The following is a 19,411-nucleotide window of genomic DNA, read 5'->3' as shown; positions in this document are numbered from 1 at the left end:
GCGACAAAATGCGACAATTCAACCGTGGTTAATTCAGAAACCCGACATGCGCTGTCGTGTTCTTTCTCGCTCTCACAATGGAGGACGAGATGACCATCAAGCATATCGGATCGATCGGCGCCATGTTCGCCGCCGCCATGATCGTGTCGGCACCGGCCGACGCCGCACCCCGCCACTATGGCAAGAAGCAGGTCTGCAAGGTCGAAGTCCGCGGCCATGGCCATCACAAGAAGCGCGTGCGCGTCTGTCACTGGGTTCGCCACCGCTGATCGCGGGTAGTTTCCAGATCACGACATAGAGGGAGATCCCGCGACATGAAGAATATGATCACATCGACCGTCAAAGCCCTGGCCTGTGCAGGCCTTATCGCCTCGGCGAGCGCACCGGCAGTCGCTGCACAGCACGATCAGCGCTGGCACGGCGAGCAGAAGAACTGGGATCCGGCCCGATCCTATCGCGACACCAATAGGTCGCCGCGACGGCTTTCCCGAAACGACCGCATCTATCGCGGCCGCGACGGCAGGACCTATTGCAAGCGCTCCGACGGCACGACCGGCCTGGTGATCGGCGGCGTCGCGGGCGGCGTGCTCGGGAACGTCGTCGGCGGCGGGACGCTGGGGACGCTGCTCGGCGCAGGCGGCGGCGCGCTGCTCGGCCGCCAGATCGACAAGGGCAACGTCAAGTGTAAGTGAGCCGTGGGAGGCGCTACGGCGCCTCCCGCCTCCAGGCCTAGCCGGTCGTCGGGTCCGGCGAAAACGCCCGCTCCCGATACGCAAACCAATCGAAATCCGCCGGTGTGCCCATGCCGCCCATGTCCTGGCAGGCCATGCCGATGAAGGCGCCGGTGAAGTTGGGCAGGCCGGGGGCGCTCGCCTCGTCGGAGAGGATCGAGGCGTCGAACAGTTCGGGGAGCCAGTGCCAGGCCTCCGCCCCCGCCATCCGCCAGCCGAAGCGCAGCCGCTCGTAATCCACTTCGCAGCGGAGCTCGACCGGCCCCGCCGGCAGCGGGATCGGCGCGGTGAAGGCGTCGCCCTGCGGCGCGTCGGGCAGCGCTGTCATCACGCGGAGATGGCGGCCCACCTCCTCGTCGTGGCTGACATGGAGATAGTGGAACTTGGTGCTGTTGTAATAGACGACCAGCCCCGCTGCCTGCTGGAAATCCTGCGGTTCGAAGTCGAGCACACAGCGGGTCGAGGTGCAGAAGGCCTGGAGCCGCCGCGCGACCAGCGCCTGGGTGAACACGCTGCCGATCGTCTCGCGCCCGAACAGGCGGAGATGGCCGGGTCGCGCGGTGAGGCTGAAGATCCGGTTGGGCTCGGGGGTGCGCAGCCATTGCAGGTCGATCGGCAGCGTGGCCGAATCGAAGTCGTGGCGCTCCTCGGTCGGCCGGGCGGGCGAGGGCGTGTTGCTGAGCGCGGGCACTTCCAGCTCGGGCAGGCCGCGGCCGTCGCGGGTGTAGAGCCAGCCATCCTCGGCCCAGCGCATCGGCTGGATCGCAGTCTCGCGGCCGAGCACGCAGCGCCCGCGACTCGGCAGCGGGCGCCCGCACAGATAGGCGAGCCAGGGTTCGCCCTCGGCGGTGTGGACCAGATCGGCATGGCCGGCGCGCGCCAGCACCGCATCGGGGCGGGTTCGGCTGGAGAGGATATAGGTGTCCGGATGCAGCTCGTACGGTCCGGTGATCGCCCGCGACCGCGCCATGGTGACGGCATGGTTCCAGCCGGTGCCGCCCTCGGCGGTGAGCAGGTAATAGAACTCCCCGCGGCGATAGAGGTGCGGCGCCTCGGTCAGCCCGAGTGCGGTGCCGGGGAAGATGTTGGTGCGCGCGCCGACCAGCTTCTCTGTCGCCGGATCATATTCCTGCAGCACGATTCCGGCGAAGCGGTTGCGGCCGGGGCGATGGTCCCAGAGCTGGTTCACCACCCATTTGCGGCCGTCGTCGTCATGGAACATCGAGGGGTCGAACCCGCTCGAATTGAGGTGGATCGGATCGGACCAGGTGCCGTCGATGGTGTCGCAGGTGACGAGGTAATTGTGGAAGTCGCGCAGCGATGCGCCCGAGGCGCCGCCCATCGTCGTGCGGCCATAGCGCTTCACGTCGGTGTAGAGCAGGTGGAAGCGCGTGCCGTCATGGGTGAGGCAGGGCGCCCACACCCCGCAGCTGTCCGGATCGCCGCGCATGTCGAGCTGTGACGCGCGCACCAGCGGCCGGGCGACCAGCGTCCAGTTGGCGAGGTCGCGGCTGTGGTGGATCTGCACGCCGGGGAACCACTCGAAGGTCGAGGTCGCGATGAAATAGTCGTCGCCGACGCGGCAGATCGACGGATCGGGGTTGAAGCCGGGAAGGATCGGATTGCGGATCATCGGGGCGCCTTGACGAGGGTCCAGAGAAGAAGGGCGGCGACGAGGTCGAGCAGCCCGAGGGCGATGAAGAAGGGGCCGTAGCCGAGCGAGGCGACCAGCCCGCCGATCAGCAGCGTGAAAATGAGGATGCTGCCATTGGCGAAGGTGCCGGCAAGGCCGGCGACGGTGCCGAGCTCGTTGCGCGGGAACAGGTCGGTCGCCATGGTGATGACGGTGACCGAGAGGGTCTGGTGCGCGAACCCGCCGAGGCAGAGCAAAGCGACGGCCGCCCACGCATTCTCGACGCTGGCGACGAACACCATGCCGGTCATCAGCAGCGCGCCGAAGGTGAAGGTCCAGCGCCGCGCGTTGATCAGGCTGATGCCCCGACGCTGGAGGAACAGCGCCAGCGCGGGTCCGAACATGCAGCCCAGGTCCGCGGCGATGAAGGGGAGGAAGGCGGAGACGGCGATCTCGCCCAGGTTGAAGCCGCGAACCTTCACCAGATAGAGCGGCATCCAGAAGGTGAGCGTCCCCCAAGTCGGGTCGGCGAGGAAGCGCGGAAGGGCGATGCCCCAGAAGTTGCGCTGGGTGAGCAGGCGGAGCGGCGAGGGGCGTTCGGCGCGTTCCTGGATATGGGCTTCCTGGCCGCTGAGGATCAGGTCGCGTTCCTGCTCCGAGATGCTCGGATGGGTCTGCGGCGTGCGATAATTGACCAGCCACAGCAGCGCCCATAGCAACGCCAGCACGCCGGTGACGACGAAGGCCGCGCGCCAGTTCCACAAGGCGATCGATCCCGCCACCAACGGCGCCGCCAGCGCCGCGCCGGCCGAGGCGCCGAGATTGTAGATGCCGCCGGCGAAACCGCGCTCGCGCGCCGGGAACCACTCCGAGACGACCTTGAGGCCCCCGGTATGCGAGGTGCCCTCGGCAAAGCCCAGCATCCCGCGCAGCGCGAACAGCCATTGCCAGCTGAACGCTAGGCCATGCGCCATGCTCAGCAGCCCCCAGCCCGCGGCGAACAGCGCCATGCCCGAGCGCAGGCCGACCACGTCGAGGATATAGCCGACCACCGGCTGCAGCATGATGCCGCCCTGGAAGGCGGCGGTGATGTAGGAATATTGCTGCTCGTTGATGTGGAGATCGACCATGAAGCTCGGCGCGGCGACCGCCAGCGTGCTCCGCGTCAGATAGTTGAGCATCGTGCCCAGCATGACGATGCCGATGATCCACCAGCGCAGCGCGCTCGTGCGGTGCCAGAAGGACATGCACTCTCCAAACTTCCGCGCCGACACGCGTGTTAACGTTAACGTTGCCAGCAAAGCGCGCCGACTGCAAGAGCCGGGGCGGCTTTGCGCGCAAGCGACGGGATGCCGCAACTACGCCAATGGGCGTATAGCGAGTGCATGACCGATGCCGCTGCCCTGCACGATGCCCGCTGGAACGCCTTCGCCGCGCGCGACCGGGCGCAGGATGGCCGCTTCGTCGTCGCGGTGACCACCACCGGAATCTACTGCAAGCCGAGCTGCCCGGCGCGGCGGCCGCGGCCGGAGAATGTCCGCTTCTTCGATGCGGGATCGGATGCGGCGGCTGCGGGCTTCCGCGCGTGCCTGCGCTGCAAGCCGGACGAGGCGGCGCGCGATGCCACTGCCGTAGCGCGTGCCACCGCGCTGCTCGATGCGGCGGAGGAGACGATCGGGCTCGAGGCGCTGGCCGCGGCGGTCGGCTATGCGCCGCACCATTTCAACCGGCTGTTCAAACGCGCGACGGGCGTGACCCCCGCCGCCTATGCCCGCGGCCTGCGCGCCCGGCGGGCGGCGGCGGCACTCGACGAGGAGGACAGCGTGACCCAGGCGATCTATGCCGCCGGCTATTCGGCCCCCAGCCGCTTCTATGCCGAGGCAGGCGCGCGGCTCGGCATGGTGCCGAGCGCCTGGCGCGCGGGCGGGGCGGGGGTGACGATCCGCTGGACGCTTGCCGACACCAGCCTCGGCCCGCTGCTCATCGCCGCGACCGACAAGGGCCTGTGCCGCATTGCCTTCGACGAGGATGCGGACATGCTCGCCCGCCGCTTCCCCGCCGCGACGGTGGTGCCCGGCGACGCCGACTTCGCCGCGCTGGCGGCCGAGGTGGTGGCGCTGGTCGAGGACCCCAATCGCCAGCGCGACCTGCCGCTCGACGTGCAGGGCACCGCCTTCCAGGAGGCGGTGTGGCAGGCGCTGCGCACGATCCCGCCGGGCGAGACGCGCAGCTATGCCGAACTCGCGGCGATGGCCGGCAACCCTGGCGCCGTCCGCGCGGCGGGCACGGCGTGTGGGGCGAACCCGGTCGCGCTCGCCATCCCCTGCCACCGCGCCCAGCGGGGCGACGGCAGCATGGGCGGCTATGCCTATGGGCTGGAGCGCAAGCGCACGCTGCGATCGCGCGAAGGCGTGCGCGAGCGGAAGTAGCCTACTGCGCCCCGCCCGGCGCGCAGTGATAGACCAGCTTCTCGTTATAGGCCGGCGGCAGCGTCGCGCGCATCAGTTGCTGGAGGCTGGCGAGGCTCGCGCGCTTGGCTTGGTCGGCGGTGCACTGGTTGACCGGCACCACCGGCTTCACGTCGCGCACCTTCTGCATGTCCGCCGCCGAGAGGAAATAGCGCGTGTCGGTGAGCGTGCTGCTGTCCGGATCGAACTCGCGCACCGTCACCGTCTGCTCGTCGGCGGGGACGAGCACGCGCTGCCAGCGGCGGCCGGATTCGGCGTACTGCGTGCCGCCGTCGATGCAGCCGTCCGGCCCGACATTCAACTTCACCGCTTCGCCGGGCGAGACGGTGATCCGGCTGCGATCGGGCTGGAGCGTGCAGACCAGCGGGCCCTCCGCCGCATCCGCGGGCAGCTTGGCCTCGGCGGTCTGGTTGCCCTCGCCCGGCGCGGCGATGCTCGCCTCGTCGAAACTTGGGCGCAGCACGAACAAGGCGACCGCACCGAGCAGCAGCGCGCCGCCGCCCACCGCGGTCCAGATGCCCGGGCGCTGCTGGTCGCGCGAGAGCAGCAGCCCCGCCGCACCCAGTGCCAGCGCGCCGAACACCAGCAGCACCGCGGCACCCGCCATATAGGTTTCGCGCGCGGACTCGTTGGCCGCCCGCGCCTTGTCGATCGCCGCTTCGCGCGCACGTGCGGCGGCGGATTCGGCTTGCGCATTGCGGTTGGCGATGTCGGCGCGGTCCTTCTCCTCGGCGGCCTTGTCGAGCGCATTGCGCTGCTCGACGCTGATGCACGGCGCCGCGATCGAGACGAAGGGCTGCTTGGCCTGGGTGAGGAAGGCGGTCAGTTCGGGGTACGAGATCGCGAAGGCAAAGGTCGAATCGCCTCCCTCGCTGTTGGTGATCGCCGAGTTGACGCCGAGCACCCGTCCGCACGCATCGAGCAGCGGCCCGCCCGAATTGCCGCGCGCGATGTTGGCGGTGTGGAGCAGCACCGAAATGCCCTCCAGCGTCCGCGTGCCGGCAAAGCCGCCCTGCGAGCGCACCGGCGATTGCGGGGTAATGAAGTCGGCGGCAGAGCGCGCCGTGGCGACGTCGACATTGCCCGGATAGCCGAGCGCGAACAGCGTTTCGCCATCGGTCACCGCGCCGCTCGATAGCGCGAGCGTCGGCAGCTTGGCGCCGCTGAACTCGATCAGCGCCAGGTCGCGCTTGGTATCGATCGCGATCAGCTTGCCCTGGAAGGACTTGCTGCCTTCGGACGGTACCACCCCGATCACCACGTTGCCGGGATAGCGCGAGGCGAGTTCGACGACATGCGCGTTGGTGACAACCCGGTTGGGCGCGACCGCGAAGCCGCTGCCATGGCCGAAGCCGACCACTTCGTCGTCGGCCACCGCGATGGTGACGATCCGCACCACGCCGCGCCCTGCCGCCGAGATGTCGTCGGCATGCGCCGGCACAGTCCAGGCGAGCAGCATCGCCACCAGCATGATCACCTGCCGCATGCGCGGAAACACCCCGGTTCTAGCCATGGCCCGCGCTTTCGGCGAAAAGTGCCGCGGGTTCAAGCGGCGCCGCGCCAACGCCGCTACTTCGCGCCGGCAGCCGCCGGTGCTGCAAAGACACCCGCCCGGATCTGCGCGTCAATCTTATCGATCATTCGGGAAGCCGCCGCGCCAGCGCCGGAGGCATGCGGATCATAGGTGAGCACCAGCAACATCGCCCGCGCCTCGGCCAGCTTCTTCTCGCCGACCAGCATGCCCGCGACCTGCATGCGCAGTCCCCGATCCTGCGGCGCGAGCGCATAGGCGTGCATCAGCCCCTTCCGAGCGGCCTCGGGGGGCCATTGGCGGCGATCGGCATAGCTGCGGTACAGCAGGATCAGCGGCCGCGGATCCTCGGGATCCAGCTGGCCGGCACGGTCGATCATGCGGCGAATTTCGGCCCAGGTCTCGGGCGTGTCGTCCTTCGCCGCCTCGGCGATCGCCATCTGTGCCATCGCGCGATAGCAATGCGCCTCGACATGGTCCGGATCCGCGGCGATGGCGCGGTCTGCAACTGCGAGCGCGGCGGCATAGTCGCCGGCGTCATAGGCGGCCTCCGCCAGCACGCGCTGGACCTCGGGATCGTCGGGAAAGCGCGCGGCGATCGTCTTCGCGTCGGCAAAGAGGCCCGGGGCAGTCTTGTCGTCGACGCCGGCGTCCAGGCGGATCCGCACCGGCAGGATTGCGGCCTCGCCCGGCCGCAGCGGACGGATGGTCACGGGTGGGATGACGAGGTTTTCCGCCCGGATGCGGAAGCCGCTGATCCTCGGCTGCTGGAGAAAGCGTTCCAGCTCCTTGTTCAGCGCATCCAGGTCGCCGAACGCGACCGCCGCTGCCTCGGGCGACGTTCGCTCCTTGGTGATTGCATCGAGATAGGCGCTCAGCTGGCCCCTGCGGCTCGGCTCGAAGCTCAGATAATGGACTAGCGCCCAGCCCCGCCCATAGAGCGCCTCGCGCTGATCGGCGCGCAGCCTGCCCGCTGCGCCCGCGAGGATCTGCCGGATCGGCAGCGGGTCGGCCGTCTGCAATCCGCGCGTGCGGTAGAGCGGCGCGGCGCCGAACCGCAGGTTGCCCGCGCGATCGAAGCTGGCGGTGGCATGGAACTCGGCCCAGCCTTCGGACACCCAGGACGGAAAGGCGGCATCCGACCAGGTGGTCGCCAGGAAGTGATGGGCATATTCATGCTGCAGCACCTGTTGCGAGCCGAGCGCGAGCGGGCCCTCGCCGAACAGGTCACCCGGTACGAATGCCACCGAGGCGCCGGCACGCGGGATGTAGAAACCGGCGACGTTGGCGGTACCGGCAAGGGCGGCGACGCGCCCCTTGGTGCCGACGAAATAGACCGTCAGCCGCCCGGCCTTGCCCAGCGAGGATTCCAGGATGCCGCGCGACAGGCGCAGCGCCTTGTCGAACTTCTCCAGCCGTTCGGCATTGCGCCGCAACGCCGCTTCGGAGGCGTTGGCATAGACGATGAAATGCGCCGTCTCGGCGACCCGCCAGTCGGCATGGGAAGGTCGCGCGGCGAGAACCGCCAGGAACAACGCCAGCAAGGCAAAGCACCGCATCCACGGTCCCCCGTCGCCCCCGGCCGCCACGATATCGTGCGGCGGGGCGATGGCAAACCGAATCGGCGTGCTCAGACGAAGCTATAGGGGTCCACGTCGACCGCGACCCGCACGCGCGGGCTCCAGCTGAGCCCGCCCAGCCAGTCGCGGAGCACGTCCTGCACGTCGAAGCTCCGCTTGGCGTGGACGAGCAGGCGGAAGCGGTGCCGCCCGCGCAGCATCGCCAGCGGCGCGGGGGCGGGGCCGTAGACGTGCATCTCGGCCAGTTCGGGCGCCGAGCGGCCGATCATCCGCGCGGTTTCCTCCGCCGCCGCCTTGTCCTCCGAGGAGACGATGATCGCGGCATAGCGGCCGAAGGGCGGGGCATCTGCCTCTCGTCGCGCCTCGGTCTCGGCGGCGTAGAAGGCCTCGGCATCGCCCGAGACCAGTGCCCGCATCACCTGCGCCTCGGGCGCATGGGTCTGGATAAACACCGTGCCCGGCTTCTCGCCGCGCCCGGCGCGCCCCGAGACCTGCATGATCTGCTGGAAGGTGCGCTCGGAGGCGCGCAAATCACCGCCGTCGAGCCCGAGATCGGCATCGACCACGCCGACCAAGGTCAGGTTGGGAAAGTGATAGCCCTTGGTGACCAGCTGGGTGCCGACGACGATGTCGATCGCGCCATGCTCCATCCGCGACACGAACTCGGCCGCCTTGGCCGGGGACCAGAGCGTGTCCGACGTCACGATGGCGGTGCGTGCCTCGGGCCACAATGCCGCCACCTCGTCTGCGATGCGCTCGACGCCCGGGCCGCAGGCGACCAGCGTGTCGTCGGACTTGCATTCGGGGCACATGCTCGGCGTCGGCATGGTGTGGCCGCAATGGTGGCAGGAGAGGCGGTGAAGCAGCCGGTGCTCGACCATCCAGGCCGTGCAGTTCGGGCACTGGAAACGGTGGCCGCAATGCCGGCACAGCGTCAGCGGCGCATAGCCGCGCCGGTTGAGGAACAGCAGCGACTGTTCGCCGCGCTTGAGCGTTTCCTCGATCGCCGCGACCAGCCGGGGTGCCAGCCAGCGGCCGCGCTCCGGGGGCTCGCGGATCAGGTCGATGGGCTCGATCTTCGGGAGTTCGGCGGCACCGTAGCGGCCGGGCAGCTTGAGTTCGGCATAGCGGCCGACCTCGACCTGGTGGCGCGTCTCGATCGCCGGGGTGGCCGAGGCGAGCACCACCGGGCAGCGCTCGAACATGCCGCGCATCACCGCCACGTCGCGGGCGTGGTAATGCACGCCCTCTTCCTGCTTGAAGCTGGTCTCGTGCGCCTCGTCGACGACGATCAGGCCGAGCTTGGGGTAGGGCAGGAACAAGGCTGAGCGCGCGCCCACCGTCACCATCGCCTCGCCGCCGGCGATCGCGCGCCAGGCGCGGCGGCGCTCGGAGCTGCGCAGGCCCGAATGCCACGCTACCGGCTCGCAGCCGAAGCGGCCGGCGAAGCGGGTGAGGAAAGGTTCGGTCAGCGCGATTTCGGGGAGCAGTACGAGGGTCTGCTTGCCGGCCTCGATCGTGGCGGCGACCGCCTCGAAATAGACTTCGGTCTTTCCCGATCCGGTGACGCCGTCGAGCAGGAAGGGCTGGAAGGCGGCGGTCTCCACCGCGGTACGCAGGCCGCCCGCCACCGCCGCCTGAGCGGGATTGAGCTCGGGGGGCGCGAAGGCGGGGTCGGGGAGCGGGTAGGGGGCCTGGGTGTCGACCGTCACCGCTTCGATCGCGCCGGTCTTCACCAGCCCGCGAATCACCGCGTCGGAGACTTCGGCGATGGCCGCCAGCTCGCGCACCAGCCCCTGGCGTTCGCCGATCCGCTCCAGCGCCTGCGCGCGCTGCGGCGTCAAGCGATCAGGGATTACGCCGGTAGCGCGATATTCGGTGATCGTCGGCGCCGCCTCGAATGCCGCCGAGGTGCGCAGGGTCATCGCCAGCACCGAGGAGGGCGGGGCGAGATAATAGTCCGCGGTCCATTCGATCAGCCGCCGGACGGGCGCGGGGATCGGGGGTGCGTCGGCGACGGCGAGGATCGCGCGGAGGCGATTATCCCCGATTTCGTCGGTAGGTAGCCGTTCGGGCTCCCATACGACGCCGGCGAACTGGCGCGGGCCGATCGGCACGATGACGATGCTGCCGGGCTCGACCGTCATGCCGTGCGGCACGCGATAGTCGAGCGGCCCCAGAGCCGGATGGAGGACGAGAATGCGCGCGCGGGACATGATCGGCCCCTCATATGGGCATTTTCGGCGGAACGGGAATCCCGTATCGCCGGTTCGTCGTCCAAGGAGACCTGCCGATGCTGTTGCTCGCCCTGCTGCTCGCCCAGACTGCGCCCGCCCAGGCGACCACCGCGTGCAAGACGCCCGACGCCAGCCTGCCGGTCGCGCTTGCCGGCTGGAGCACCCCCGGCGACGAGCTGGTGACGGACAAGGCGGTGTCGCTGGCGACGGTGGATGCGTCGACGCTCAAGGGGCTGCCCAAGGGCGCCAAGCCGGGCCGCGCGGCGACGATCGAATTCCGCATCGCCAAGGCGGGCACCTATGGCATCGCGCTCGACCAGCCGGGCTGGATCGACGTGGTGCCGGGCGCGGCAGGCGGCGCGCCGCTGACGTCGGTGGCGCATGGGCATGGGCCGGACTGCTCGACGATCCGCAAGATCGTCCGCTTCGAGCTGGCGCCGGGGACCTACCGCGCGTTCGCCAGCGGTCTGCAGCAGACCAAGGCCAAGCTGATGCTGGTGCCGAGCTGAATCGGCTTGTTCTTTAGGTGGAACGAATATAGAACAGCGACTCGCTGAACAGGGGAGTCGGCGATGCTGATACTGATAGCTGGACTGGCCATGACGGTGCCGCAGTGCACCGATCTTCCGCGATCCTTGTCGGGCTGGGAACGCAGCGCCGACGGTCTCGATACCCGCCACGCAACGACGATTGCCGCGAAGAACGGCGCGGCGGAAACCCAGGTGACGATCCGCAAGGCGGGCACCTTCGGCATCGCCGCGGACCAGCCCGGCTGGATCGACGTGGCCAGGGGCAGCGGCCCGCCCTTGCGCATGGCCTCCCGCGCGCCGGGTGTCACATGCGCGAAGATCGAAAAGATCGTGTACTACCGCCTCGAACCCGGCACCTACCGCGTCACCGTGGGCAAGCTCCAGAAGCCGCAGGTGAAGCTGATGCTGGTCTATGGCAACCGCGCACAGGGGTTTGCCCGGCGCGGCCGGGTCGGCTAGGCGGGCGGGAACGCTCCACTGGAAGGTTCTGCCATGAAGTTCTTCGCCGACACCGCCATCATCGACGACATCCGCGACTTGGCCGATGCCGGGCTGCTCGACGGCGTCACCACCAACCCGTCGCTGATCGCCAAGTCGGGCCGCAACTTTCTCGAAGTGGTGGCGGAGATCTGCGGGATCGTCGAGGGGCCGGTCTCGGCCGAGGTCGTCGCGCTCGATTTCGAAGGGATGATGCGCGAGGCGGAAATCGTCCGGAAGATCGCCGACAATGTCGCGGTCAAGCTGCCGCTGACGATCGACGGCCTCAAGGCGTGCAAGGCGCTGACCGACGACGGCACGATGGTCAACGTGACCCTCTGCTTCTCGGCCAACCAGGCGCTGCTGGCGGCCAAGGCGGGCGCGACCTTCATCTCGCCCTTCGTCGGCCGCCACGACGATATCGGCTTCGACGGCATGGACCTGATCGAAGACATCCGGCTGATCTACGATAATTATGATTTCGGCACCGAGATCCTGGTCGCCAGTGTCCGCCACCCGATCCACGTGCTGCAGGCCGCCAAGATCGGCGCCGACGTGATGACCGCGCCGCCGGCGGTGATCAAGCAGCTGGTCAAGCACCCGCTGACCGACAAGGGCATCGAGTCGTTCATGGCCGACTGGGCGAAGACCGGCCAGACGATCGCGTGAAATCCGGCGCGCTGGCGGCGATCAGCTCGCCAGCGCGCTGCTGCCCAATGACGGGACCGCAATCCGGCCGTCTTCCATGATCGCTCGAAAGTACTGCATGTGCGGGCGGGGGCCTTCGTCCAGATCGAGCGCGAGCCAGCCGAGATCGCAGGATCCGGGGTGCACGCTGGATGGCGCGGAACGATCATCCTCCTGTTCCACCAGATCGATCTGCGCCGGATATTCGGGTAATCCCAGAAATGGTATGGCCGCATATTGTTTCCGCCGCGCGCCCCGTAAGAACATCTTGGTGAATTGCGCCGCGTTGGCGTCCGCCTCGACCGAGAAATGGCCATCGATCAGGTAATGGGCCTCGGCGAGCACCAGCCTTCGGTTCGGCAAATGCTCTTCGATGAACCGAATTGGATTTAGTACCTGGATGGCGTCGATGTGCCATCGCATGGAGCTACGCCAGTAGATGGCATTGAAAATAGCGCGGGCGTGAAATGGCGGTATCACATCATAGCTGATTTGATCCCGTCGGAATTCAGGCCGAGGGAAGCACGCGCGAGGCCCTTGTACGCGCAAGCGGAACGGCATCTGTTCTCCCCTAGACCCTCCAATGTTCTATACATGTTCGTATCACATGTGACAAGCATCACACCTCCAGAATGAAGACTTCCTTCAGCGCCGTTCGGGGGTGGCGAGTGGTACTGCGCTGCTGCTGCTCGCCGCTTCGGCGAGTCTTTTTTGAGGAGTCCTCGGCATGTTCGGGTTGAACCAGATCTCTCTGGAGATCCGCTTTGCGCGTCTCGCATTCAAGCTCGTCCTTTCGATGACGGGGCGCTCCCGTGGATGAGCGGCGAGAAGGATGCTAGCGATAGGCCATGACCGACCTGCCCCTGCCGCGCCGGTTCGCCGAGCATCTCGGTCGCGACCGGCGACGCTCGGCGCACACGATCCGCGCCTATGAGGCCACTGCCATCCGGCTGCTCGGCTTTCTCCAAGGACATTGGGGCGGTCCCGTCGCGCAGGACGCGCTGGCCAAGCTTGGCGCCGCCGATCTTCGTGCGTACCTCGCTCACCGACGGGGCGAGGGGCTGTCCAACGCCTCCGCCGCGCGCGAGCTTTCCGCCGTCCGCGCCTTCCTGAAATTCGCTGGCGGCGACGATGCGCAGCTGCCGCGCCTGCGCGGCCCGAAGGTGAAGAAGGGCTTGCCGCGCCCGATCGCGCCGCACGAGGCGGTGGCGCTCGCCGAATGGGCGTCGGACGAAGCCAGCGAGCCCTGGATCGCCGCGCGCGACTGGGCGGTGCTGCTGCTGCTGTACGGCGCGGGCCTGCGCATCGGCGAGGCGGTGGCGCTGACCGGCGCGGCCTTGCCGCTCGGCGCCACGCTCCGCGTCACCGGCAAGCGCGACAAGACGCGCGATGTGCCGTTGCTGCCCGAGGTGCGCACCGCGATCGAGGCCTATGTAGAGGCCTGCCCCTGGAGCACCAGCCGCGACCTGCCGCTGTTCCGCGGGGCAAAGGGCGGGCCGCTGCCGCCGGGGGCGATCCGCAAGGCGGTGCGTTCGGCACGGACCAGCCTGGGGCTGTCCGATCGTACCACGCCGCATGCGTTGCGCCACAGTTTCGCGACGCATCTGCTGGGTCGGGGCGCGGACTTGCGCGCGCTGCAGGAACTGCTCGGCCATGCGAGCCTGAGTTCGACCCAGGTCTATACCGGGGTGGATGCGGCGCATCTGCTCGACGTCTACCGCGCCGCCCACCCGCGCGCCTGATTGGGAAGGGAGGAGGCAGGCTGGAGCGGGGCGCACCCGCTCCAGCCCGAACCCGTCAGCGCTTGGCCGAGTCGGCGGCTTCGCGCTTGGCATAGTCGCCGGCGAGCACGTCGAAGGCGAGCTTGTGTTCGCCGGTCTCGGAGATCAGCCCCTTGCGGTTCCAGCCCTGCTGGTAGATCGGGTGCTGGCGCCGCGGCGAGCGGAAGTCCTTGAGGATCCAGGGGCTCATCCCGCGCAGGAACGGCACCTTGGCGGCCATGGCGAGCGTCGCGCGGTAATAGGCCGCCTGATATTCCTCGCTATATTTGTGCGGGCTGGCGACCGGATCGTGATAGCCGGCGCGCGCATCCGCCCCGAATTCGGAGAAGATCAGCGGCTTGTTGGCCGGCCCGCGCCATTCCTGGCTGGCCAGGTCCTCGAGCGCGTCGTCGGTGTACCAGCCGTTATAGGTGTTGATCGCCATGACATCGAGATCCGCGGCAAGCGGATCGTCGATCTTCATGATCTTGTTGCCCTCACGTCCGCTGAGCAGCGCGGCGGTGACCAGGCGGCTCGAATCGAGAGCGCGGACGTCGCCGATCATCGTGCGCAGGAAGGCGTTGCGCGCATCATTGGTCGGCGTCTCGTTTGCGACGCTCCACAGCACGATTGCCGCGCGGTTGCGGTCGCGGTGGATGTTTTCGGACAGGATGCGGCGGGCATCGGCCAGCGTGTCCGGGTTGTTCCAGTTGACCAGCCAGTAGAGCGGGATCTCGCTCCACACCAGCAGGCCCATCTCGTCGGCGAGGCGGGTGGTCAGCTCGCTGTGCGGATAGTGGGCGAGGCGCACGAAATTGCCGTGCAGGCCGTATTTGATCTCGCTCAGCAGCGCGCGGGCGGCGGCGGGCGTCATCGCGCGCACCGGGTTCGCGCCCAGCTCTTCCTCGTGCATCGAGATGCCGCGCAGGAAGATCGGCTTGCCGTTGAGCAGGATGTCGGTGCCCTTTACCGCGATGGTGCGGAAGCCCATCCGGTCGGCGAAGTGATCGGCGCCGGCATCGATGCTGATGTCGTAGAGCTTGGGGTTCTCGGGCGACCAGCGGACGAGATTGCGGGGCACCGGCAGCGTCGCTTCCCACTTGCCTTCGCCATTGGTCTTGCCGTCGAGCGTCGCGCCGAGCGTGGGGATACGGAACTTGAGCGCGGTGTTCGCCGCCTTCGGCCCTTCGAGCTTCACCGAGACTGCGATATGGCTGCCGTCCGGCGTCAGGCGCACGAAGGCATCGTCGACATAGGTGTCGGGCACCGTCACCAGCGTGATGCTGCGGGTGATGCCGCCATAGGTTTCCCAGTCGGTCACCGGCGGCGGCACGTCGTTAGCGGTGCGCACCGAATCAACGCCGATGGTGATCTGGTTGCGGCCCGGCCGCAGCAGCTTGGTCACCTCGAAGGCGAAGGGCGTGTAGCCGCCGCGATGCTCGCCCAACGGCTTGCCGTTGAGATAGACGTACGAGCGGTACTCGGCCGCGCCGATGCGCAGGAACACGCGGTTGCCGGGCTTGGGTGCGGTCGTGGGGAACTCGCGCTGGTACCAGACCAGGCCCTGGTACAGCCGCATCTCGGGCGAATGGCCGATCCACGATCCGGGCAGGCTCACCACCGGCGATAGCTGCATGTCTTGCTCGAAGAAGGTGCGCGGCTTGGCCTGCATCACGTCGGCCGCGATCACGTCGGCGGCGCGGTTGGTGCGCGCGTTCGGGGGTTCACCGTGGAAGCCCGCGAGGCCGTCGCGATACGGATCGATCGACCAGTGCCACGGGCCGTCCAGGCTCTGCTGCTGACGAAGGTCCGCCGCGACGAGCACGGGCTGCGCCCAGGCCGAGGATATGTTGAGAACCGCGAGCCCCATGGCCGCGAGCAGGCGCAAAGGCCGCATCATTGTCTCCCTGTTCCTCCGGTAAATCCCGGAGCCCGTTGTTATTTTAGAATCGGGAGAGTGGACTTACAACGTGGTCTGATCAATCGGCTCCGTGACCCTTGGCGAGATAGTCATCCGATTGCATCTCGAGCAGGCGCGAGACGGTGCGCTCGAATTCGAACCGCCCGTCGCCGCTTTCGTAGAGATGCTCGGGTACCGCATCGGCGGCGGCGAGCAGCTTCACCTTGTGCTCGTACAGCGCGTCGACCAGCGTGACGAAGCGCGCCGCCTCGTTGCGGTTCTCCGGCCCCAGCTTGGGGATGCCGACGAGGATGACGGTGTGAAAGCGCCGTGCGATCGCGAGATAGTCGGGTGCTCCCCGTGCTTCGCCGCACAGCCGCTTGAACGAGAAGACCGCGACGCCCTTCACACATTTGGGCACATGGATCTGCCGACCGCCGGGAATCGGCACCTCGCAGGTGGGCACGCGGGTGCGATCCTCCACCGGATAGTCGGTAAGGCGGAAAAAGGCGGCGGAGAGTGTCGCGGTCGCCTCGGGTCCATTGGGCACCAACCAGGTATCGACGCTGCCCAAGCGGTCGCGGCGGTAATCGACCGGGCCGTTGAGCGCGAGCACATCCATCCGCTCGCCGATCAGGTCGATAAAGGGCAGGAACAGCTGGCGGTTGAGCCCGTCCTTGTAGAGGTCCTTGGGCGGCCGGTTCGAGGTGGCGACGACGGTGAGGCCGTGCGCCATCATCGCGGTGAACAGCCGCGAGAGGATCATCGCATCGGGCGGGTTGTTCACCACCAGCTCGTCAAAGGCGAGCAGCCGGGTGTCGCTGGCCAGGGCATCGGCAACGGCGACCACCGGATCGGCAGTATCCTTCTGCCGCTCGACGTTCAGCCGCTCGTGCACCTCCAGCATGAATTCGTGGAAGTGGACGCGGCGCTTCCGGCGGATGTCGAGGCTGTCGAAGAACAGGTCCATCAGCATCGACTTGCCGCGACCGACATCGCCCCACAGGTACAGCCCGCGCGGGACCGGCGGCTTGCGGCCGGTGAGTTTCCACAAGACGCTGCCCTTGCGCGGTGCGGCCTGCAGCTCCTCGGCCAGCGCATCGAGCCGGGCGGCGGCCGCCTCCTGCTCGCGATCGGGGCGAAGCTCGCCAGCGGAGACGAGGGCGCGGTAACGATCGAGAACGCGGGTCATGGGGCAGGTCTACCAACGAAAACGAGCTGCCGGGCCAAGGGCCAGGCAGCTCGGCGTCTCTCAAAATCGTGAAGAAAAGGCGCTCAGAGCACGCGCTCGGCCGCCAGCTTCTTCACTTCGGCGATCGCCTTGGCCGGGTTCAGACCCTTGGGGCAGGCGTTCGCGCAGTTCATGATCGTATGGCAGCGATACAGGCGGAACGGATCCTCGAGCTGGTCGAGCCGCTCGCCGGTCATCTCGTCGCGCGAGTCGGCCAGCCAGCGATACGCCTGGAGCAGGATCGCCGGGCCGAGGAACTTGTCGCTGTTCCACCAATAGCTCGGGCACGAGGTCGAGCAGCAGGCGCACAGGATGCACTCGTACAGGCCGTCGAGCTTCTCGCGGTCCTTCGGGCTCTGCAGCCGCTCCTTGCCCGAAGGCGTGGTGGTGACGGTCTGCAGCCAGGGCTTGATCGAGGCATACTGCGCGTAGAAGTGCGTGAAATCGGGGACCAGGTCCTTGATCACGTCCATGTGTGGCAGCGGGGTGATCTGCACCTCGCCCTTGATGTCCTCGATCGCGGTGGTGCAGGCGAGGCCGTTCTTGCCGCCGATGTTCATCGAGCAGGAGCCGCAGATGCCCTCGCGGCACGAGCGGCGGAAGGTCAGCGACGAATCCTGCTCGCCCTTGATCTTGATCAGCGCGTCGAGAACCATCGGGCCGCAATCGTCGAGGTCCACCTCGAACGTATCGTAGCGCGGGTTCTCGCCCGAATCCGGATCGTAGCGGTAGATCTTGAACTTCTTCACCCGGGTGGCTTCGGGGCTTGCCTTGTGCTCCTGGCCCTTGGTGATACGGCTGTTCTTGGGCAGGCGGAATTCGGCCATTCCTGAAACTTCCTCTTTCGCTTCGGCGCGACGCGTCGGTTTTGCGGCGCGGGCTATGCCTTTCGCGGGCGCAGCGCAAGTGTCCTTTGGGCTGGGCCCTCAGATCACGTCGAGCACGAGCCCCAGTTCGCGGGCCTCTTCGGCCTCGATATACCAGTTATAGGGCGCGCGGCGGCGGAGCTCCTCGAAATCGACGCTGGAGCCGGCGACCAGCGCCTGGAAGCCTTCTTCCTCGATCGCGATCGAATGTTCGATTTCGGCGAGCTTGGCCTTGAGGATCGCCGGCAGCATGCGCAGCGGGCCGGACAGTTCCAGCGAAGACTGCATCTGCCGCTCGTGCAGCATCAGCCGCGTGCCGCGGGTGAGGAAACGCTTGTCGACCGGGAAGCCCGACATGAAGGTGGCGCCCGCCGAATAGACCGCGACCTTCCCGAGGAACAGCAGCTCGCGCCCCGTGGTTTCGTGGAGCAACCGGAGTTCGTCGGCCATCAGCCGCGCGACTTCGGGGTCGCCGCCGAGCGTGGAGAGGGTGACGACCAGCGGGCCGTCGCTCGGCGCGGCGAGCAGCTGGTCGCGGAAATTCTGGTACATCGAATCGTCCACCGTGCCCTGCAGCCGGACATGCGGGGTGGCGAGCAGCGGGTAGCGCTGGAGCAGACTCTGGGAATCGGACATGCGCGGCCAACCGGCGAGAGGCGGGGGAGTTCCGCGCCAAAGTCCCCTCCCTCAGGCAGGGGGAGTAGGTCTACGGCTTTAGCGCATCAGTCGCCGGTGCGCCCACCGGCGCGGTGGTCGTTTGCGGCATCCGCGCCTCCAGCGGTGCGAGCCACGCGCCCACCCCGTCGCCGATCGTCACCTGCGGCATCGAAGGATCGAGCCGCCCCGCCCGCTCCCAGCCGATGATCGTCTTGCGCGCCTCGGCGGCCGCGTCCGCCAGCGGCTGGGGCTTGCGCAGCGCATGGTTGACCAGCGCATCGCCGAAGAAGGTCCAGTCATTCTCCGCCCTGCAGCCGAAGGAGGAACGCGTCGCCGAGGCGGCGGTAAGGATGGCGGTGGTGTCGCTCATCAGTCGCTTGACGAACGCGCCCGAATAGCAGGCAGAGAGCAGCAGCAGCCGATTGCGGATGCCGAGCCCGTCGAGAAGCGCAGCCAGCCGGGCCGGCGGCAGTACGCCAAAGCCCTGATCGCCGTCATGATAGGCGATGCCCGCATCGGGGGCGCCATGCGCGGTAACGTAGAGGATCAGCACGTCCTCGTTGCGGTCCATCAGCTCGGCGACGCGGGCGAGCGCCAGCGTCAGCGCGGTGAGGCTGGCGGAGGGGAGCGTGGCGCCGCCGCGCCCGTCCGACCCGGCCAGCACCAGCGTGCGGCCCTCGGCATCGTAGCGACGGGTGAGCACCCGGCCGCTCTCGCGCGCCTCGCGGGCGAACACCGGATCGCTGTCGAGCGCGACGCTCAGCACATAGGCATCGACCACGCCCTTGCGCTCGGGCTGGAGCGCGGCAAGCGCCGCGCCCAACCGCCGCTGGTCCGCCAGCATCGCGCGGGGCTCCCGCCCCCGCTGCAGCTCGGGGCCGCCCTCCAGCCCGTCGATGCCGTCGTCGCCGGAAACGAGGCCGGGCCATTCGGTGTGATGCTCGGGCGGCTGTTGCTGCGCGAAAGCGGGAGGGGCGCTGGACAAGGCCAGCATCACGGCAGACGCACGCAACCAGAACCGCATTCGGGCCGATCCCCCCGGAACAGGTGAACCGACACTCTTGCCCGCGCTCGCGCTAAGTCAAGCGCCGCCCGCAGAATCGCATTGGATTCGCGCGCGTCG

18 protein-coding genes are annotated in these 19,411 nt (G+C 68.2%); 7 read left to right on the top strand and 11 right to left on the bottom strand.

Features of this window, described 5'->3' with window-relative positions:
• Positions 1-89 precede the first annotated feature (89 nt).
• Positions 90-269 (top strand): hypothetical protein, encoded by a 180-nt coding sequence (locus tag ABIC35_RS12370; protein WP_141988124.1) that lies wholly within the window; start codon positions 90-92, stop codon positions 267-269.
• Between the two features lie 45 nt (positions 270-314).
• Complete coding sequence (locus tag ABIC35_RS12365; protein ID WP_436286779.1) at positions 315-692, top strand: glycine zipper 2TM domain-containing protein; 378 nt, start codon at positions 315-317, stop codon at positions 690-692.
• A gap of 37 nt (positions 693-729) precedes the next feature.
• Here ABIC35_RS12365 and ABIC35_RS12360 read toward each other — a convergent pair whose 3' ends face one another.
• A complete protein-coding gene (locus ABIC35_RS12360) occupies positions 730-2,364 on the bottom strand; it encodes a glycoside hydrolase family 43 protein (protein WP_121072209.1) in 1,635 nt (544 codons plus the stop codon).
• Positions 2,361-3,611, bottom strand: a complete 1,251-nt coding sequence (locus ABIC35_RS12355; RefSeq protein WP_121072207.1) for an MFS transporter — start codon at positions 3,609-3,611, stop codon at positions 2,361-2,363. The genes ABIC35_RS12360 and ABIC35_RS12355 overlap by 4 nt, the downstream gene beginning before the upstream one ends.
• Positions 3,612-3,749: 138 nt before the next feature.
• Between ABIC35_RS12355 and ada the strand changes: the two genes are divergently transcribed.
• On the top strand, positions 3,750-4,793 hold the full coding sequence (gene ada, locus ABIC35_RS12350; RefSeq protein WP_121072205.1) for a bifunctional DNA-binding transcriptional regulator/O6-methylguanine-DNA methyltransferase Ada: 1,044 nt from the start codon (positions 3,750-3,752) through the stop codon (positions 4,791-4,793).
• A gap of 1 nt (position 4,794) precedes the next feature.
• Here ada and ABIC35_RS12345 read toward each other — a convergent pair whose 3' ends face one another.
• The 3 genes from ABIC35_RS12345 to ABIC35_RS12335 form a co-directional block, all read right to left on the bottom strand.
• Entirely contained in the window at positions 4,795-6,345 is a 1,551-nt protein-coding gene (locus ABIC35_RS12345) for a S1C family serine protease (RefSeq protein WP_354278461.1), read from the bottom strand.
• 56 nt (positions 6,346-6,401) lie between these two features.
• Positions 6,402-7,907: a tetratricopeptide repeat protein gene (locus ABIC35_RS12340; RefSeq protein WP_354278460.1), complete on the bottom strand. Its 1,506-nt coding sequence runs from the start codon at positions 7,905-7,907 to the stop codon at positions 6,402-6,404.
• A gap of 86 nt (positions 7,908-7,993) precedes the next feature.
• Positions 7,994-10,159: a primosomal protein N' gene (locus ABIC35_RS12335; protein WP_121072201.1), complete on the bottom strand. Its 2,166-nt coding sequence runs from the start codon at positions 10,157-10,159 to the stop codon at positions 7,994-7,996.
• 77 nt (positions 10,160-10,236) lie between these two features.
• Between ABIC35_RS12335 and ABIC35_RS12330 the strand changes: the two genes are divergently transcribed.
• The 3 genes from ABIC35_RS12330 to fsa all read left to right on the top strand — a co-directional run bounded on the left by ABIC35_RS12330 (position 10,237) and on the right by fsa (position 11,856).
• Positions 10,237-10,689, top strand: coding sequence for a hypothetical protein (locus ABIC35_RS12330; RefSeq protein WP_121078947.1), 453 nt, complete (start codon positions 10,237-10,239; stop codon positions 10,687-10,689).
• Between the two features lie 63 nt (positions 10,690-10,752).
• Entirely contained in the window at positions 10,753-11,169 is a 417-nt protein-coding gene (locus tag ABIC35_RS12325; RefSeq protein ID WP_147425804.1) for a hypothetical protein, read from the top strand.
• A 33-nt stretch (positions 11,170-11,202) separates the two neighbouring features.
• A complete protein-coding gene (fsa, locus tag ABIC35_RS12320) occupies positions 11,203-11,856 on the top strand; it encodes a fructose-6-phosphate aldolase (protein WP_121072197.1) in 654 nt (217 codons plus the stop codon).
• Positions 11,857-11,877: 21 nt separating this feature from the next.
• On the opposite strand, the gene cas5 is transcribed toward fsa, so the two are convergent.
• Entirely contained in the window at positions 11,878-12,435 is a 558-nt protein-coding gene (gene cas5 / locus ABIC35_RS12315; protein ID WP_121072195.1) for a CRISPR-associated protein Cas5, read from the bottom strand.
• Positions 12,436-12,722: 287 nt separating this feature from the next.
• Between cas5 and ABIC35_RS12310 the strand changes: the two genes are divergently transcribed.
• Entirely contained in the window at positions 12,723-13,616 is an 894-nt protein-coding gene (locus tag ABIC35_RS12310) for a tyrosine recombinase XerC (protein ID WP_121072193.1), read from the top strand.
• A 55-nt stretch (positions 13,617-13,671) separates the two neighbouring features.
• Here ABIC35_RS12310 and ABIC35_RS12305 read toward each other — a convergent pair whose 3' ends face one another.
• From ABIC35_RS12305 to ABIC35_RS12285, 5 genes are all read right to left on the bottom strand, one after another.
• Positions 13,672-15,531 (bottom strand): glycoside hydrolase family 2 protein, encoded by a 1,860-nt coding sequence (locus tag ABIC35_RS12305; RefSeq protein ID WP_354278459.1) that lies wholly within the window; start codon positions 15,529-15,531, stop codon positions 13,672-13,674.
• An 82-nt stretch (positions 15,532-15,613) separates the two neighbouring features.
• Positions 15,614-16,726, bottom strand: coding sequence for a cell division protein ZapE (zapE, locus tag ABIC35_RS12300; protein ID WP_121072191.1), 1,113 nt, complete (start codon positions 16,724-16,726; stop codon positions 15,614-15,616).
• Between the two features lie 83 nt (positions 16,727-16,809).
• On the bottom strand, positions 16,810-17,592 hold the full coding sequence (locus tag ABIC35_RS12295) for a succinate dehydrogenase iron-sulfur subunit (protein ID WP_121072189.1): 783 nt from the start codon (positions 17,590-17,592) through the stop codon (positions 16,810-16,812).
• 99 nt (positions 17,593-17,691) lie between these two features.
• The gene (locus tag ABIC35_RS12290; protein ID WP_121072187.1) at positions 17,692-18,267 is read right to left on the bottom strand and encodes an ATP-dependent Clp protease proteolytic subunit; all 576 of its coding nucleotides are present in this window, start codon (positions 18,265-18,267) and stop codon (positions 17,692-17,694) included.
• A 70-nt stretch (positions 18,268-18,337) separates the two neighbouring features.
• Positions 18,338-19,312, bottom strand: a complete 975-nt coding sequence (locus ABIC35_RS12285; protein WP_121072185.1) for a C13 family peptidase — start codon at positions 19,310-19,312, stop codon at positions 18,338-18,340.
• Positions 19,313-19,411: the final 99 nt, after the last annotated feature.

The organism is Sphingomonas trueperi, from assembly GCF_040545965.1.
GTDB lineage: Bacteria > Pseudomonadota > Alphaproteobacteria > Sphingomonadales > Sphingomonadaceae > Sphingomonas > Sphingomonas trueperi_C.
Note: the sequence above shows the minus strand (reverse complement) of the source record. Positions and strands in the feature narration are given on the sequence as shown.